This is a genomic window from Mesorhizobium sp. 10J20-29, from assembly GCF_054130485.1.
The window spans coordinates 2303809-2318676 of the sequence record NZ_CP199156.1 but is presented as its reverse complement, the minus strand read 5'-3'; the positions used below and the strand labels follow the sequence as shown (position 1 = coordinate 2318676).

General features: G+C 64.5%; 17 protein-coding genes. 6 read left to right on the top strand and 11 right to left on the bottom strand.

The window, feature by feature from the left end:
- Positions 1 to 3: 3 nt before the first annotated feature.
- Genes ACT2BZ_RS11130 through def form a run of 3 tightly spaced genes read right to left on the bottom strand, consistent with a single transcriptional unit; the run spans position 4 to position 2009 of the window.
- Positions 4 to 513, bottom strand: coding sequence for a GNAT family N-acetyltransferase (locus tag ACT2BZ_RS11130; protein ID WP_457941039.1), 510 nt, complete (start codon positions 511 to 513; stop codon positions 4 to 6).
- On the bottom strand, positions 510 to 1445 hold the full coding sequence (gene fmt, locus ACT2BZ_RS11125) for a methionyl-tRNA formyltransferase (RefSeq protein WP_457941038.1): 936 nt from the start codon (positions 1443 to 1445) through the stop codon (positions 510 to 512). Before fmt ends, ACT2BZ_RS11130 begins: the two co-directional genes overlap by 4 nt.
- 33 nt (positions 1446 to 1478) lie before the next feature.
- Complete coding sequence (def, locus tag ACT2BZ_RS11120; RefSeq protein WP_457941037.1) at positions 1479 to 2009, bottom strand: peptide deformylase; 531 nt, start codon at positions 2007 to 2009, stop codon at positions 1479 to 1481.
- 102 nt (positions 2010 to 2111) lie between these two features.
- Between def and ACT2BZ_RS11115 the strand changes: the two genes are divergently transcribed.
- Entirely contained in the window at positions 2112 to 3386 is a 1275-nt protein-coding gene (locus tag ACT2BZ_RS11115; RefSeq protein ID WP_457941036.1) for a DNA recombination protein RmuC, read from the top strand.
- Here the strand turns inward: ACT2BZ_RS11115 and ACT2BZ_RS11110 are convergent.
- Together ACT2BZ_RS11110 and ACT2BZ_RS11105 are read right to left on the bottom strand one after the other, a co-directional pair.
- Positions 3383 to 4363, bottom strand: coding sequence for a cation diffusion facilitator family transporter (locus tag ACT2BZ_RS11110; protein WP_457941035.1), 981 nt, complete (start codon positions 4361 to 4363; stop codon positions 3383 to 3385). The genes ACT2BZ_RS11115 and ACT2BZ_RS11110 overlap by 4 nt on opposite strands.
- An 81-nt stretch (positions 4364 to 4444) precedes the next feature.
- Complete coding sequence (locus ACT2BZ_RS11105; protein WP_457941034.1) at positions 4445 to 5254, bottom strand: transglutaminase-like domain-containing protein; 810 nt, start codon at positions 5252 to 5254, stop codon at positions 4445 to 4447.
- A 211-nt stretch (positions 5255 to 5465) separates the two neighbouring features.
- Here ACT2BZ_RS11105 and ACT2BZ_RS11100 point away from each other — a divergent pair, with 211 nt between their 5' ends.
- Positions 5466 to 5594: a hypothetical protein gene (locus ACT2BZ_RS11100; protein WP_457941033.1), complete on the top strand. Its 129-nt coding sequence runs from the start codon at positions 5466 to 5468 to the stop codon at positions 5592 to 5594.
- A 147-nt stretch (positions 5595 to 5741) separates the two neighbouring features.
- Here the strand turns inward: ACT2BZ_RS11100 and ACT2BZ_RS11095 are convergent, their stop codons facing one another.
- Positions 5742 to 6143: a DUF6481 family protein gene (locus ACT2BZ_RS11095; protein WP_457941032.1), complete on the bottom strand. Its 402-nt coding sequence runs from the start codon at positions 6141 to 6143 to the stop codon at positions 5742 to 5744.
- Between the two features lie 230 nt (positions 6144 to 6373).
- On the opposite strand from ACT2BZ_RS11095, the gene ACT2BZ_RS11090 reads away from it, so the two are divergent.
- The 3 genes from ACT2BZ_RS11090 (at position 6374) to ACT2BZ_RS11080 (ending at position 9720) form a co-directional block, all read left to right on the top strand.
- Positions 6374 to 7429: an LLM class flavin-dependent oxidoreductase gene (locus ACT2BZ_RS11090; protein ID WP_457941031.1), complete on the top strand. Its 1056-nt coding sequence runs from the start codon at positions 6374 to 6376 to the stop codon at positions 7427 to 7429.
- A gap of 92 nt (positions 7430 to 7521) precedes the next feature.
- Positions 7522 to 8655 (top strand): AI-2E family transporter, encoded by a 1134-nt coding sequence (locus ACT2BZ_RS11085; RefSeq protein ID WP_457941030.1) that lies wholly within the window; start codon positions 7522 to 7524, stop codon positions 8653 to 8655.
- Positions 8656 to 8718: 63 nt separating this feature from the next.
- Positions 8719 to 9720, top strand: coding sequence for an LLM class flavin-dependent oxidoreductase (locus tag ACT2BZ_RS11080; RefSeq protein WP_457941029.1), 1002 nt, complete (start codon positions 8719 to 8721; stop codon positions 9718 to 9720).
- A gap of 10 nt (positions 9721 to 9730) precedes the next feature.
- Here the strand turns inward: ACT2BZ_RS11080 and ACT2BZ_RS11075 are convergent, their stop codons facing one another.
- From ACT2BZ_RS11075 to recR, 3 genes are read right to left on the bottom strand one after another with little or no spacing between them, the layout of a single operon-like run.
- A complete protein-coding gene (locus ACT2BZ_RS11075; RefSeq protein ID WP_457941028.1) occupies positions 9731 to 10216 on the bottom strand; it encodes a GNAT family N-acetyltransferase in 486 nt (161 codons plus the stop codon).
- A gap of 12 nt (positions 10217 to 10228) precedes the next feature.
- Complete coding sequence (locus ACT2BZ_RS11070) at positions 10229 to 11488, bottom strand: lytic murein transglycosylase (RefSeq protein WP_457941027.1); 1260 nt, start codon at positions 11486 to 11488, stop codon at positions 10229 to 10231.
- 25 nt (positions 11489 to 11513) lie between these two features.
- Positions 11514 to 12119, bottom strand: a complete 606-nt coding sequence (gene recR / locus ACT2BZ_RS11065) for a recombination mediator RecR (RefSeq protein ID WP_457941026.1) — start codon at positions 12117 to 12119, stop codon at positions 11514 to 11516.
- Between the two features lie 97 nt (positions 12120 to 12216).
- Between recR and ACT2BZ_RS11060 the strand changes: the two genes are divergently transcribed.
- Entirely contained in the window at positions 12217 to 12723 is a 507-nt protein-coding gene (locus ACT2BZ_RS11060) for a GNAT family N-acetyltransferase (protein WP_457941025.1), read from the top strand.
- Here ACT2BZ_RS11060 and ACT2BZ_RS11055 read toward each other — a convergent pair.
- Both ACT2BZ_RS11055 and ACT2BZ_RS11050 read right to left on the bottom strand, forming a co-directional pair.
- A complete protein-coding gene (locus tag ACT2BZ_RS11055; protein WP_457941024.1) occupies positions 12720 to 13043 on the bottom strand; it encodes a YbaB/EbfC family nucleoid-associated protein in 324 nt (107 codons plus the stop codon). The two genes, ACT2BZ_RS11060 and ACT2BZ_RS11055, sit on opposite strands and share 4 nt — an antisense overlap.
- An 11-nt stretch (positions 13044 to 13054) precedes the next feature.
- A complete protein-coding gene (locus ACT2BZ_RS11050) occupies positions 13055 to 14866 on the bottom strand; it encodes a DNA polymerase III subunit gamma/tau (protein WP_457941023.1) in 1812 nt (603 codons plus the stop codon).
- Positions 14867 to 14868 lie beyond the last annotated feature (2 nt).

Sequence of the window (14868 nt, the reverse complement as noted above, 5' to 3'; positions counted from 1 at the left end):
CCGTTAAGCCGCCAGTTCGGCGCCGAAAGCCGTCGCATAGACCAGCTTGCCGGCTTCCGGCGCTTCGCCCCAGGCGAGCGCCTGCAGGGCGTCGCACTGGTAGTCGCTCTCGAATCCAGAGGCGCGCTGGCGCTCGTAGCCGAAGCGGCTGTAATAGGCAGGGTCGCCCAGCACGATGGCGAGCGTTTCACCCGCCTGCTTCAACCTGAGATGGGCCTCGCGCACCAGCGCGCCACCGATCCCCGATCCGTGCATGGCGGGCTCCACCGCCAGAGGGGCGAGTGCAACTGCCGGAAACTCCCGGCCGGCATGCTCCACGTAAAGGCGGGAGAACAGGATATGGCCGACGACCTGGCCTTCTTCCTCCGCGACCAGTTCGACCACGGCGTCGCCGCCCGAAACCAGCGCATCGACCAGCCCGGCCTCCGCCTTCTGGCCGAATGCGTGTTCCTCGACCAGCCTGATCGCCTCGCGATCCCTGGGCGTCGCGGCCCTTATCGACATCATGCTCATAGCAATATCGTTCCTTGATCTACTTTTGCACCGCGCAGAAACTCATCAGCCTTAACTGGTTTTCCGCCGGCGCGCTGCAATTCGACGAGGCGCACGGCGCCTTCTCCACAGCCGACGGTCAGCCGGTCGTCCAGCACGGCGCCTGCCGGGCCGCTGCCCTTGCCGATCGTCGTGCGCAGTATCTTCAGCCTTTCGCGCCGGCCGCCGAGTTCGATTTCACACCAGGCGCCCGGAAATGGCGACAGCCCGCGCACCCTGTTGTGGACTTCCGATGCTGGCAAGCTCCAGGCGATCCGCGTCTCGGCCTTGCCGATCTTTCGGGCGTAGGTCGCTCCTTCAGCGGCCTGCGGCGTCAGCGGTAGGTGGCCTTCCTCAAGCTTCTCGAGCGCCTCCACCATCAGACGCGCACCCGCATGCATCAACCTGTCGTGCAACTCGCCTGCGGTCTCGTCGGGACCGATTGCGATCCGTTGGGCAAGCCCCACCGGACCGGTATCCAGCCCCTCTTCCATCTTCATGATCATCATGCCTGTCTCGGCGTCGCCGGCCATGATCGCGCGCTGGATCGGCGCGGCGCCGCGCCAGCGCGGCAGGAGCGACGCATGGCCGTTATACGCGCCAAGCCGCGTCGCCCGAAGCACTTGCGACGGCAGCAGCAGTCCATAGGCGACGACGACGGCCAGATCTGCATCGAGCGTGGTGAACTCCTGCTGCGCGGCGCCGTCACGCAGCGTCGTCGGCGAACGGACCTCGATGCCGAGGCGTTCGGCAGCTTTCTGCACCGGCGAAGGCGTCAGGTCGAGGCCGCGTCGACCGGCAGGTCGGGGGGGCTGCGTGTAAACGGCCACGACCTCGTGACCGGCCCCGACAATGGCATCGAGCGTCGGCACGGAGAAATCCGGCGTACCCATGAAGATGATGCGCAGCGGCATGATGGCTGGCTTTCCCGATGGGGGCGGAGCGCCCTACCCGACCATCCTGGCCGGCTGGCGGTCGCGTGCCAGTTTCTTGAACTTCTTGACCACCATGTCGCGCTTCAGCTTCGAAATGTGATCGATGAAGAGCACGCCGTCGAGATGGTCGATCTCATGCTGCAGGCAGGTTGCCAGAAGCCCATCAGCCTCGATCTCCTGTGTCTTGCCGTCGCGATCGAGGTAGCTGACCCTGACGGTCGCGGGCCGCTCGACCTCGGCGTAGTAGTCCGGGATCGACAGGCAGCCCTCCTCGTAGACCGAGCGCTCATCGCTGCTGCCCAAGACCTGCGGGTTGATGAACACGAGCGGCGCGGGCGTCTCGTCTTCCTTGGCCAGGTCAATGACCAGCATGCGCAGCGGCTCCCCAACCTGGATGGCCGCCAGTCCGATGCCGGGCGCGTCATACATCGTGGCCAGCATGTCGTCGGCCAGCTTCTGCAGCGGCGCATCGATGCGCTCGACGGGCTTCGAGACGGTGCGCAGTATGGGGTCCGGCAGGATGATGAGAGGCTTGATCGACATCGCACTCACCTAAGATGTCCGCTTTGACGCGTCAACCGGCCACGTGAACGGTTGTTCTTGTTTTGATCTGACCGAAGGCAGCGAATCGTCTATGCTGGCGCCATGAATGACCTTTCAGCACTACTGGCAGAACCCATCCTGCGGCTTGGCGCGACCAGCGTGACACTCGGCCAGTTGCTGGTTTTCGGGGCGCTGCTGGTGCTCGGGCTCCTGATTTTCCTTGCTGTCGCGTTGTGGCGTGCGTCCAGCGCGCGCGCCGCCGCCGCAGCGGAGGCCGCGCAGCTGGCACGGGACGCCGAGACGCGCATGGCCGGCATTTTGCAGGCCCAGGCGGAGATGCAGGGAAGGCTAGGCACCGTTGCCGAAGTTTTTGGCGCCCGGCAGGCAGAACTGACGCAGTCGATCGGCCAGCGCCTCGACGCCATGACCGGCCGCCTTGGCCAAACCATGACCGAACAGACCAAGTCGACGCATGAGAGCCTGGCCAAGCTGCAGGAAAGGCTGGCGGTCATCGACACCGCCCAGAACAACATCCAGTCGCTCGCCGGCCAGGTGGTGCAATTGCAGGCAATACTGTCCAACAAGCAGACGCGCGGCGCCTTCGGACAGTCGCGCATGGAAGCAATCATCGCAGACGGACTGCCGATGGGAGCCTATGAATTCCAGGCGACGCTCTCCAACGGAAACCGGCCCGACTGCCTGATCAAGATGCCCAACGATTCACCGTCGCTGGTCATCGACGCGAAATTTCCGCTCGAGGCGTGGAATGCCATCCGCGCGGCGTCGGAACTCGACAATCCGGGCGAACAGCCGAAATTCGCAGCCCAGGCGTTCCGGCGCGACATCGAGATCCATCTCAAGGCGATATCCGACAAGTACCTGATCCAGGGCGAAACCCAGGATACGGCCTTCATGTTCGTGCCGTCGGAATCGATCTTCGCCGAAATCCACGAGAATTTCGAAGCGATCGTCCACAAGGCGCACCGCGCACGCGTCGTCATCGTGTCGCCGTCGCTCCTGATGCTGTCGATCCAGGTCATCCAGGCGATCCTGAAGGATGCCCGGATGCGCGAGCAGGCGCATCTGATCCAGGGCGAGGTTGTCCGGCTCATGGAAGATGTCGGCAGGCTGGACGAGCGCGTGCGCAAGCTCCAGACCCATTTCGGCCAGGCATCGCGGGACATCGACGACATTCTGGTCTCGTCCGGCAAGGTCACCAAGCGCGGCCAGAAGATCGAGGCGCTGGAGTTCGGCGCTTCGGGCCACGACACGGAGGACATGCGCGACGCCGAGCCGAGGAGCGTGTCGGGTAGCGGCGACAAGCCGGCACTGGGCGGCGGCCAGCTGAAGCTGCGGGTGGTCGACGAGGGCGACTAGGCTTCCTGCCCCGCAGCCTCCGCCGATGCCTTGCCTTCCTCCAGCGCGAGGCGCCGCCGCTCCCAGCCGCTGGTCGTCTGCGGCTTCACGAACAAGGAAGTGATCTCGGGAAGCTCCTTGTGGAGAAGTGCTTCGAGTCGCTCGACGCAGGCCTCGATCTCCGGCGCGGCTGTGTGATCCTCGAATTCGATGCTGAGGCCCGCGACAATTGAATCGGGCCCCAGATGCACCGTCAGGACACCGTTCGCCTTCTGCACGACCGGGTCTGCCTGCGCGATTTCAAGCACCCTGCGCTGAACGTCCGGCATGGCCGGTTCGCCGATCAGCAGGCCCTTGCTCTCGCGAGCCAGGAAGATGGCGGTTGCGCCGAGTATCAGGCTGATGCCGATCGAAGCGACACCGTCGAGTTCGGGGATTTCCAGCACCTCGGCGGCAAGGATGCCGAAGAAGGCGACCGCGAGCCCGAGCAGCGCCGCACTGTCCTCGAACAGTACGGTGTAGACGCTAGGATCCTTGCTCAGTCGAACCGCCTCGAACCATCCGAAGCTTCCCTTGTGACGACGGAACTCCTTGAACGCGACCCACCACGTCACCCCTTCGAAAACGAAGGAGACGCCGAGAACGACATAGTTCACCGTGGGATTGCGGACCGGCTCCGGATGCAGGATGTGCGAGACGCCCTCGTAGAAGGAGATGCCGGCGCCGAGCGCGAAGACGAGGAGCGCGACGATGAAGCTCCAGAAATAGAGTTCCCTGCCATGACCGAGCGGATGGCTGAGGTCAGGCGGCCGGGCGGCCCGGTTCAGCCCGTAGAGAAGCAGCAGTCCGTTACCCGTGTCGACGACCGAGTGGACACCTTCCGAGAGCATGGCCGAGCTACCGGTGAAGAAGGCGGCGACGAACTTGGTCAGTGCGATCAGCAGATTGCCGACAATCGCGGCGTAGATGACAACCTTGGAGCCTGAGTGCCCGGCCATGGAAACGTCCCCTCTGTGCCGCGCCTCGCTCTCGCGGACGCTCAATCGTGTCGAAAAAGCGGCAGCGGGCGAAAGGTTGCGTCAGTCGGCCAGTTCGTCGGTCCACACCTTGAAGGAGGACAGGATACCCGGGCCGAAAATATGGGTCAGCGGAACGTCAGCCGCATCGCGTCCGTAGGCAATCAGCGTGCGGCCGATGCGCGGTGCGTTGTTGCGGGGATCGTATGGGTGCCAGCGCCCGCTGAGATAGACTTCGATCCAGCCGGCGAAGTCCATGTCGGACCAGGGTTTTGGCAGGCCGATGTCGCCGATATAGCCGGTGCAGTATCGGGTCGGAATGTTCAGGGCGCGGCAGAAGGCGACGGCCAGGTGGGCGAAATCCCGGCACACGCCGCTCCGCTCGCGATAAGCCTCGACGGCGGTCCTGGTCGGACGCGCCAGGCCATAATTAAACGTCAGATGGTTGTGCACGAAGTCGCAGACAGCCTGGACGCGCGCCGCGCCCGGCGGCGTGTGACCAAACAGTTGCCACGCCTCGGTCGCCAGGACATCGCTTTCGCAATACCTGCTGGGCAGCAGGAAGAGCAGCGTGTCGGTCGGCAGATGCTCAACCTGATGCTGGAAGGCCGATGTATCGACGACTTCAAACGATCCCGGGTCGCGCACGACGGAATCGGTGCCGATCGTGAAGCGTCCAGCCGTCGCAACAAGACGGTTGCACCAGTTGCCGAAACTGTCGCGGTAGCTTTCGATCTGCACCGGCGGATCGGAAACGAGAAAGTCGGGACGCTCAAGATCCGAGGCGCGTGAATAATGGACGTTGAGCATGGCAATCATCGGTGTGGCTTGCGGAAAGTCGAAACTCATCTCGCAGCCAATGTGAATACGCATTGATCTCCTTGCTGGCCGTGCAGTTCGAGAGGGCGGATGCACCCTGTATGCGGCAGGCAGGCGAGCATTGCACGGGCACGACGGGTTGACGAGGGTTCAGCTTGAAATCCCGGCTTGCACCCGCTGATGCGCTTGGTGTGGCTTGGTGATGTCTTGCTCTCGGAACGGAGAGTTGGTTCACTCCGCTTCCCGCAACCCGGAGTGACGAATCATGGCCAAAGGTCAGATGAAGAGCAAGAAGGAAACCCGCAAACCCAAGAAGGACGCCAAGAAGCCCGCGCCGGCCCCGGCCCTGAAGGCACCGCCCGTTGCCGCCATACGTCTGAAGGAAAAGAAATAGTCCGCAAGGGGCGCGTCCGCACGGGCATTTGACGGCGAGAGGCGGCAAAGCCGCCAGATCGATCCGGCAAGCGGTTCAGGCTAAAGAGCTTGAGGCAACAACAGAGGCACCGGCCCGCCGGCGCAAGCCGGCGGAATATGGTGCCGTTCAGCGCTTGCGCTGCTTGCGGGCCGCGTAGCGCGCGTCGCGCTTGGCCTTGCGTTCTGCTTCGTCGCCGAGCAGACGGGCAATGCGCTCGTTCTCTTCGGCTTCGCGCGCCTTGGCTTCGGCCTGGGCAGCTTCCTCGGCTGCGATGCGGGCTGCCTCTTCGGCTGCTTCGCGCGCGGCGCGCTCGGCTGCCTCGCGGGCGAGCTTTTCCTGCCGCTGCTTTTCCTTTTCCACCGCGCGCTTCTCACGCGCCTCAAGGATTGCCTGGCGCTCGGCCTTTCGGGCCTGTACCGCCGGATCGTCCTCCGCCGGTCGGGCCTTGAACCTCTCCAGCAATGCCTTTTTCGCGTCGTTCGCCGCATTGCGGCGTTCAAAAATGTCTTTTTCCCTGTAGATCGCCAATTTTATATCCCTAGAGTCATCTCGCGCCGCTTACATACGCGCGACAGGCCGAAGTTCAAGCGCCAAAGCGCGCGTTTCCACGAAATTGCCCTCTCGGTACGCCTAAACCGGCGTTCAAAGCATGATTTCGGTCGGCCTTTTCCTGAATGCACTGTTCACCGGGCGGGCTCTGGCAACAAAGCCACACCGCTACTAGCTGTGTGGTTCACGACCTCGAAAGCGAGCGCACCATGGAACTTGGTCTCTATACCTTCGCCGATGTTTCCGTCGAGCCAGGTCCCAACGCCATTGGACCACATCAGCGGTTGCGCAACCTGATCGAGGAGATCACGCTGGCCGACCAGGTCGGCCTCGACGTCTTTGGGCTCGGCGAACACCATCGGCCCGACTATGCCGTTTCGGCGCCGGTCGTGGCGCTTGCCGCCGCAGCCGAGCATACCAAGCGGATCAGGCTGACCAGCGCGGTCACCGTGCTCTCCTCGGACGATCCGGTGCGCGTCTTCCAGCAGTTCGCGACGCTTGACCAACTCTCTTCCGGCCGCGCGGAGATCATGGCGGGGCGAGGCTCCTTCATCGAATCCTTTCCGCTGTTCGGCTACAATCTCGAGGATTACGACGAGCTCTTTTCGGAAAAGCTCGATCTCCTGCTCAAGCTTCGCGATAGCGTCAAGGTCAGTTGGTCGGGCAGGCTGCGCGCGCCGATCCACGACCGCGGCGTCTATCCGCGCCCCTACCAGGACCAATTGCCGATCTGGATCGCGGTCGGCGGCACGCCGCAATCGGTCGCGCGCGCGGCAACGCTCGGCCTGCCGCTGGCGCTGGCCATCATCGGAGGCGAGCCGCATCGCTTTGCGCCGCTGTTCCAGCTCTATCGCGAAACCGCGCGGCGCGCCGGGTACGATCCACGCACCCTGGCCACGAGCCTCAACGTGCATGGCTTCATCGGCGAGACAACGGAGCAGGCGGCCGACGACTTCTACGGACCTCAGGCGGAGGTGATGAACCGCATCGGACGCGAGCGCGGCTGGGGACCGACCAACCGCGCCCATTTCGACCAGTCGCGCTCGCCGACCGGCGCGCTGTTTGTCGGCAACCCGGAACAGGTCGCCGAGAAGATCGTCGCCCAGCACCGGATCTTCGGCAATGACCGCTTCGTGCTGCAGATGGCGATCGGCATCATGCCGCACGCCAAGATCATGAAGGCGATCGAGCTCTACGGCACCAGAGTCGCGCCGCTGGTCCGCAAGGAAACCGCCGCGAGCGCGGTCGATACGGCGACCGCCTGAACAGCGCCGGCGGAACCAATTCCTTGCCAGCGGGTTTGCTGTCGGGGCCACAGTTTCGAAAGCCGTTCGACGCGGCCCTTTGAGGGGTTGCCATGAACAGGAAGAAAAGCGTCGCGGACGCGCCGTTGCCGGCCGTCGTCGACACGCGCGGTTCCGACACGCGGCTGATGCGGTCGCTGCTCATCGGCATATTCATCTTCATGGTGATCTACGCGCTCTATTTCGCACGCGACTTCTTCATGCCGGTCGTGCTGGCATTCCTGCTGGCGCTGACACTGACGCCGATCGTGCGCTTCCTGAAGTGGCACGGCGTGCCCGAGCCGCTGTCTGCGACGCTGCTCGTGCTCCTGGCGGTCCTGTCGCTCACGGCGGTGGGCTACTTCCTGTCGGGGCCTATCGTGGACCTGGTCAACCGCGCGCCGACGATCGGGCGACAGGTTACCGAGCGCCTTGCGGAACTGCGGCACCCGTTCAAACAGGTCATGGAGGTTTCAAAGCAGGTCGAGAAAGTCGCCGAAACGGCGCAGGAGCCCGACGTGCAGAAGGTTGTCGTCGCGCAGCCCGGCATCCTGTCCCAGGCGGCCGGCAACCTGCTTTCCGCGGGCACGACAGCGGCGATAACGTTCGTCCTGTCCCTGTTCCTCCTCGCCTCCGGGACGATGTTCTACGAAAAGACGATCCAATCCTTTGCGCGAATGAGCGAGAAGAAGCGCGCCCTGCGTCTGGTCTATGATGTCGAGCGCGAGATTTCGCGCTACCTGCTCACCGTCGCGCTCATCAACACCGGGCTCGGCGTGGCCGTGGCACTCGGACTCTGGGGCCTGGGCATGCCGACACCTGTCGTGTGGGGCGCTGCCGCCGCGGCGCTGAATTTCCTGCCCTATGTCGGCGCAGTGGTTACGGTGGTGCTGGTCGCGGCCATCGCGCTCATCAGCTTCGACACGCTTTCCTACGCGTTATTGGCACCAGCCTTCGTGCTCGCCTGCAACCTGGTCGAGGGGCAACTGGTGACGCCGCTGATCGTTGGCCGACGGCTGGAGATCAATGCCGTTGCGGTGTTCGTCGCGGTCGCCTTCTGGTCCTGGCTATGGGGTTTCATCGGTGCACTGATCGCCGTGCCGCTGCTCGTCGTCATCAAGGTCTTCTGCGACCATTTCGAAAGCTGGCGCCACATCGGCATCTTCCTTGCAGCGCAGGAGGTTCCTAACGCAAACCAGGAGGATTGAGGCCAGACCGTTGCGTCGGCTGTCGGCGCTCCTATATGCGAGTGCCGAACAGCGGACTTTTTGATGACAACGCTTTCCGTCCTCGATCTCGCACCGGTTCCCGAAGGCAGCGATGTCGGCCAGTCTCTCGCCAACTCGCTCGAACTGGCCAAACGGGCCGAACAGCTCGGCTATCGTCGCTACTGGCTGGCAGAGCACCACAACATGCCGGGCATCGCAAGCGCAGCGACCGCCGTGGTGATCGCCCATATCGCCGCAGGCACCTCGACCATCCGTGTCGGGGCGGGCGGCGTGATGCTGCCCAACCATGCGCCGCTGATCATCGCCGAGCAGTTCGGCACGCTGGCCGCGCTTCATCCCGGCCGCATCGACCTCGGGCTCGGTCGCGCGCCGGGCACAGACATGCTGACGGCCCGCGCGCTACGCCGGAACCTTGAGGCCGGTGCCGACAATTTCCCGCAGGACGTCGTCGAACTGATCAACTATTTCGCGCCGGCCGAAGTCGGGCAGCGCGTGCGCGCCGTGCCCGGCGAGAGCCAGGAGGTCGAGGTCTGGATGCTCGGCTCCAGCACCTACGGCGCACAGCTCGCCGCCATGCTTGGCCTGCCCTACGCTTTCGCATCGCATTTCGCGCCAGCCGAGATGGAACACGCCGTCGACATCTACCGCTCGCGCTTCGAGCCGTCGGAGCGGCTGGGCAAGCCAAACCTGATGCTCGGCCTCAACGTCTTCGCGGCCGAGACCGACGAGGAGGCGCAGTTCCTGTTCTCGTCGCTGCAGCAAGCCTTCGTGAACCTTCGCAGCGGCCGTCCGGGCAAGCTGCCGGCCCCCGTGGAAGGCTATGTGGAGGGTCTTGATCCGATGGCCAGGGCGATGCTCGACCAGGCACTGTCCTGTGCCGTGGTCGGTTCGCCGTCGACAGTGAAGAAGGGGCTCGACGCCTTCATCCGGCGAACCGGGGCAGACGAACTCATGGTGACGGCGCAGATCTTCGGCCAGAAGGCGCGGGTCCGCTCCTTCGAGATCCTGGCCGAGGCTCATCGCGACCTGCAGCAGGCAGCCTGACGCGCATGCTTCAGCCGGCGAGCGGTACCCGGTACATGCCGGCGCGCTCGTAAAGGCTGATCGCAGGCGCATTGCCGGCGTCCACCTTGAGGTCGAGATTAGAGGCCCCGCGCGCCCTGAACGCGCCGAAAACCTGGCGGAGCAGGCACTCGCCGATACCAAGCCGCCGGAAGTCCGGGTGAACGGCAAGATCCTTCAGGAAGGCGCTGGTCCAGCATTGCGCGACGCCGACAATGCGCAACTCGGCATCCAACGCCACAAAGCACAGTGCGGCCTCAAATTCCGGATCCCCGGAGAGCGCGGTCCACCAGCCCTCCGGATCCGGCAGATCCGGCCCATGCAAGTTGGCGGCCTTCAGCAGTGCGTGCACTGCCGCCTCATCGCCGGGTGCAAGGGTGCGGCAGGCAAAGCCGGCCGGCCAGACCGACGCATCAACCGGCTGCCCGAGATCGCGCCGGAAGCGCAGGGTAGTTCTTGCGACATCCTGGGACTGCACAACCGCGAATGCCTATTTCAGCGCCCGGACCAATTCCTTGTCCGGGAAACAGGTGGCGGCGCGGCCGTTCTTGGCCTGCCAGTCACCGATCGAGCGCCTGGTCTTGTAGCCGGGCAGGCCATCGGCGCCGCCGACGTCGTAGCCTTGCCTTTCCAGCCCGCGCTGCATGGCGGCGATGTCGGATCGATAGAGCGCGTCGACCTTGTTCCATCCCGAGGCGAAGCTCTTGTCGCCGTAGGCGATGCGGTCCGCAGCATGGCCCACGAACAGGGCGTAGACATCGCTCTCGTTGTATTCCTTCAGCACATAGAAGTTCGGGGTGACGATAAAGGCCGGGCCGTAACGCCCGGCCGGCATCATCAGGTATCCCTCGGCCCGAGCCTCGTGCTGCGGGAAGGGTTTGCCGCCCACCCTCTCTATGCCCATGGCGGCCCAGTCGGCGATTTTCCTGCCGCGGTCCGGACCTTCCAGTGCACAGGTGACGTTGTCGGGCACCGTGACCTCGAAACCCCAGTCACGCCCCTTCACCCAGCCATAGTCGGCAAGATAGTTGGCGATGGAAGCCAGCGTATCGGCTTCAGAATTCCAGATGTCCGGGCTGCCCTTGCCGTCAAAGCCGACGGCGTGCTTGAGGAAGGAGGTCGGCATGAATTGCGGCTGGCCGAGCGCGCCGGCCCAGGACGATTTCATCGCGGCGCGCGGCGCCAGCCCTCGCTCGACCATGACGAGCGCGGCCAGCACCTCCTCGCGGAACATCTCCTTGCGGGTGGCGAGAAACGCCTTGGTGCCAAGCACCTCGAAGGCATCGTAGGGAATTTTCGCGTTGCCGAAGCCGGATTCGCGGCCCCATATCGCCAGGACAATGCCGCGCGGCACGCCGTAACGCTTTTCCAGTGCGGCAAGCGCGGAAGCATATTTCCCGGCGCGGGCCCGGCCGCCGGCCGTTACCGCGGCAACCGTGTTCTCGGCAAAGTAGTTGCCGGGCGAACGAAACTCGGCCTGGTGCTGGTCCTTCGGCGTCTCTTCCTTCTCACCCGGCATGACCAGGTCTGGCAGCTTGAGGTTTGGCTTCACGCCGGTAAAGGCCGCGTCGAATGTCTTCCTGGAAACGCCGTTGGCCTGGGCAGCGGGCCAAAGGTCCTTGGCGAGCCAGGCGCGGAACTGGTCGTCGATCTTCGCGGCGGAGGCCTTGCCTGCCGGCATTGCCAGCAGCAGAAGCAGCGCGAGCAGCCCAAGGAAAGGCAATCGCAACAGGTGGCTGCCAGCAATCATCACGGTCTCCTCGCCAGGATACGAGTCAGAACGCCGTCCGCGACTTCAGCGCCGCCGAGAGCGTTCCCTCGTCAAGATAGTCGAGCTCGCCGCCGACCGGCACGCCGTGCGCGAGCCGCGTCACCTTCACGCCGAAGTCGGAGAGCTGGTCGGTCAGATAGTGTGCCGTCGTCTGGCCCTCGACGGTCGCGTTGACCGCGATGATGATCTCCGTCACGCCACCCGGCGCGACGCGGTCGATCAACGCCTTGATGTTCAACTGGTCCGGTCCGATGCCGTCGAGCGGCGAAAGCGTGCCGCCCAGCACATGGAACAGCGCGTTCATCGAGCCGGCCCGCTCAAGCGCCCAGAGATCGGCGACATCCTCGACCACGATGATGGTGCCCGGGTCGCGCCGCGCGTCGGTGCAGATCATGCAGGGATCGGCGGTATCGACATTGCCGCAGGTCGAACAGATGCGAACCTTTTCCAGGGCCTCGCCCATGGCCGAAGCAAGCGGCGCCAGAAGCTGCTCCTTCTTCTTGATGAGGTGCAGCGCCGCGCGCCGGGCCGAGCGCGGGCCGAGCCCCGGCACCTTGGCCAGGAGCTGGATCAGGCGTTCGATTTCCGGACCGGCGATTCGCTTGGACATTGACGTGGTTTAGCGGGGAACGGCGAAATTGGGTAGCAGCGGCGGCAGCGACATTTATGATGCTGGGCCGGAGCGGAAGGAAAACGGCAAGGCCTCCATGAGCGAGATAAGCATCCGCGCGGCGCGAAGCGAGGACCAGGAACTCCTGTCGGCGCTGCTTGCCGCATCCTATGCCAGCCTCAAGGGGTCATACGACCCGCACGGGCTTGATGCTGCCTTGCCCTACATGTCTCGCGCCAACCCGAAGCTGCTGGCGGGGGGCACCTACTATCTCGCCGCGATCGGCGGCGAGCCGGCCGGCTGCGGCGGCTGGTCAGTGGAAAAGCCTGGCAGCGGCGAGATCCGCCAGGGGATCGCACATATCAGGCATTTCGCCACCCATCCCGACCATATGCGAAAAGGCGTGGCGCGAAGCCTGCTGCTGCGATGCCTCGCGGAAGCATCGGCAGCCGGCATCCGCACGATGATGTGCCAGTCGACCCTGCCGGCGGAAGGGTTCTACCGCTCCGCGGGGTTTCGCCGCCTCGGCGTCATCGAGGTCGAGATGGGACCGGACCTGGTCCTACCCGCCGTCGACATGAGGCTTGAGTTGTCGAAGCCCTAGAAGGGCAGCTTCATGCCGGGGGGAATCGGCAGGCCAGCGGTCAGTTCTCGCGTCTTTTCCTGCATGACCGCCTCGACCTTAGCCTTGGCGTCGTTGTGCGCCGCCAGAACGAGGTCCTCGAGGATCTCGACCTCATCTTCCTTGAACAGGGACGGATCGATCTTCAGCGACTTCATCTCGAACTTGCCGGACAAAGTCACGGTGACGAGGCCGCCCCCCGCCTGGCCGCTGGCCTCGATGGTCGCAAGTTCCTCCTGCATGCCCTGGAACTTCGCCTGCATTTCCTTGGCCTTGCCCATAAGGCCGAGCAGATCCTTCATGATGGTCTCCGTTAGCTGTCGATGTCGTCGTCATCCGCCGGTTCAGGCGGTGGACTGTTCTCATCGGATTGGATTTCAGTCGCATCCGGGATGCGTACGTCGATTACCTTGGCACCGGGAAACCGCGACAGTATGGCGGCAACGGCCGGATCGCTCTTGGCGTCGAGAATGGCGCTGTCACGCTTGGCGGTTTCAGCCTCCGCGAGCGTTTTTCCACCCTCTTCCCGCGACAGCGAGACAATCCACTGCCGCCCAGTCCAGGACTTCAGCCTCGTCGTCAGGTCGCCGAGCAGGGTCTTTGGCGCATCTCCGGTCAGGCTGACGTCGAGCCGCCCGGGCTCGATGCGGACCAGCCGCACATACTGCTTCAGCGAAATCTTGAACAGCTTGTCGCGGTGCGTGTCGGCAAGGGCGGCTATGTCTTCAAGCGAGCGAACAGCTACGGCGGCCGCCTCGGCCACCGGCTCGGGTGCCGGCGTGAATTCGACAGGCTTCTCAGCCGGTTCGACCAGACGCATCGTCTGCCCGCCGCCGGAGCTCGTCGCCACCATGCGCGACTGCGGAGGATTTGCACCATTGCCCGGCTGCATGGGCGCCTGTCCCGGCGACTGGCGTGGCGCGGCGCCGCTCGACACCGGCGAGCCGTCCGACAGCGACTTCAGCGCCTCGTCGAGCGTCGGCAGGTCGGCGGCATGCGCGATACGGATCAGCACCATCTCGGCGGCGCTGACCGGCCGGTTCGACGACTGCACCTCGGGAATTCCCTTGAGCAGCATCTGCCAGCTGCGCGACAGAACTCTCACCGACAGCGTCTTGGCGAACTCGGCACCGCGACCGCGCTCCTCTTCCGACAGCGAGGCGTCGTTGATTGCCGACGGCACGAATCGCAGGCGGGTGACCAGATGGTTGAACTCGGCAAGATCGGTCAGAACGGCAACCGGGTCGGCCCCGACATCGTATTGAGCGCGGAAGGCGTTGAGTGCGGCGGCGACATCGCCTTTCATCAGGTATTCGAAGAGTTCCACGACGCGCGCCCGGTCGGCGAGACCCAGCATGGTGCGAACCTGCTCGGCCGTAACCGTGCCCGCGCCATGCGCGATCGCCTGGTCGAGAATCGACAGAGCATCACGCACCGAGCCTTCGGCCGCGCGGGCGATCATGGCCAGCGCCTCGTCGTCGACGCCGATCTGCTCCTGGCCGGCAATGCCGCGCATATGTTCCGTCAGCATGCTGGCGTCGACCCTTCTGAGGTCGAAGCGCTGGCAGCGCGACAGGACGGTGATCGGAACCTTGCGGATTTCGGTTGTCGCGAAGATGAACTTGACGTGCGGCGGCGGCTCCTCGAGCGTCTTCAGCAGACCGTTGAAGGCCTGCGTCGACAGCATGTGGACCTCATCGATGATGTAGACCTTGTAACGGGCCGACACCGGCGCATAGCGCACCTGCTCGATGATCTCGCGAATGTCGTCGATGCCGGTGTGCGACGCGGCATCCATCTCGGTGACGTCGACATGACGTCCTTCCATGATAGCCTTGCAGTGCTCGCCTGGCACCGAAAGATCGACGGAAGGCTGGTCGACAGTGCCTGTCTTGTAGTTGAGCGCCCGCGCCAGGATGCGCGCCGTCGTCGTCTTGCCGACACCGCGAACGCCGGTCAGCATCCAGGCCTGCGCGATACGGCCGGTCGAAAAGGCGTTGGTGAGGGTCCGCACCATCGGCTCCTGGCCGATCAGCGAGGTGAAGTCGGAGGGACGGTATTTGCGCGCGAGAACCCTGTAGCCGCCGGCAGCCTGGCCCTTCGGATCGTTTCCGGCGTCGCTCATCC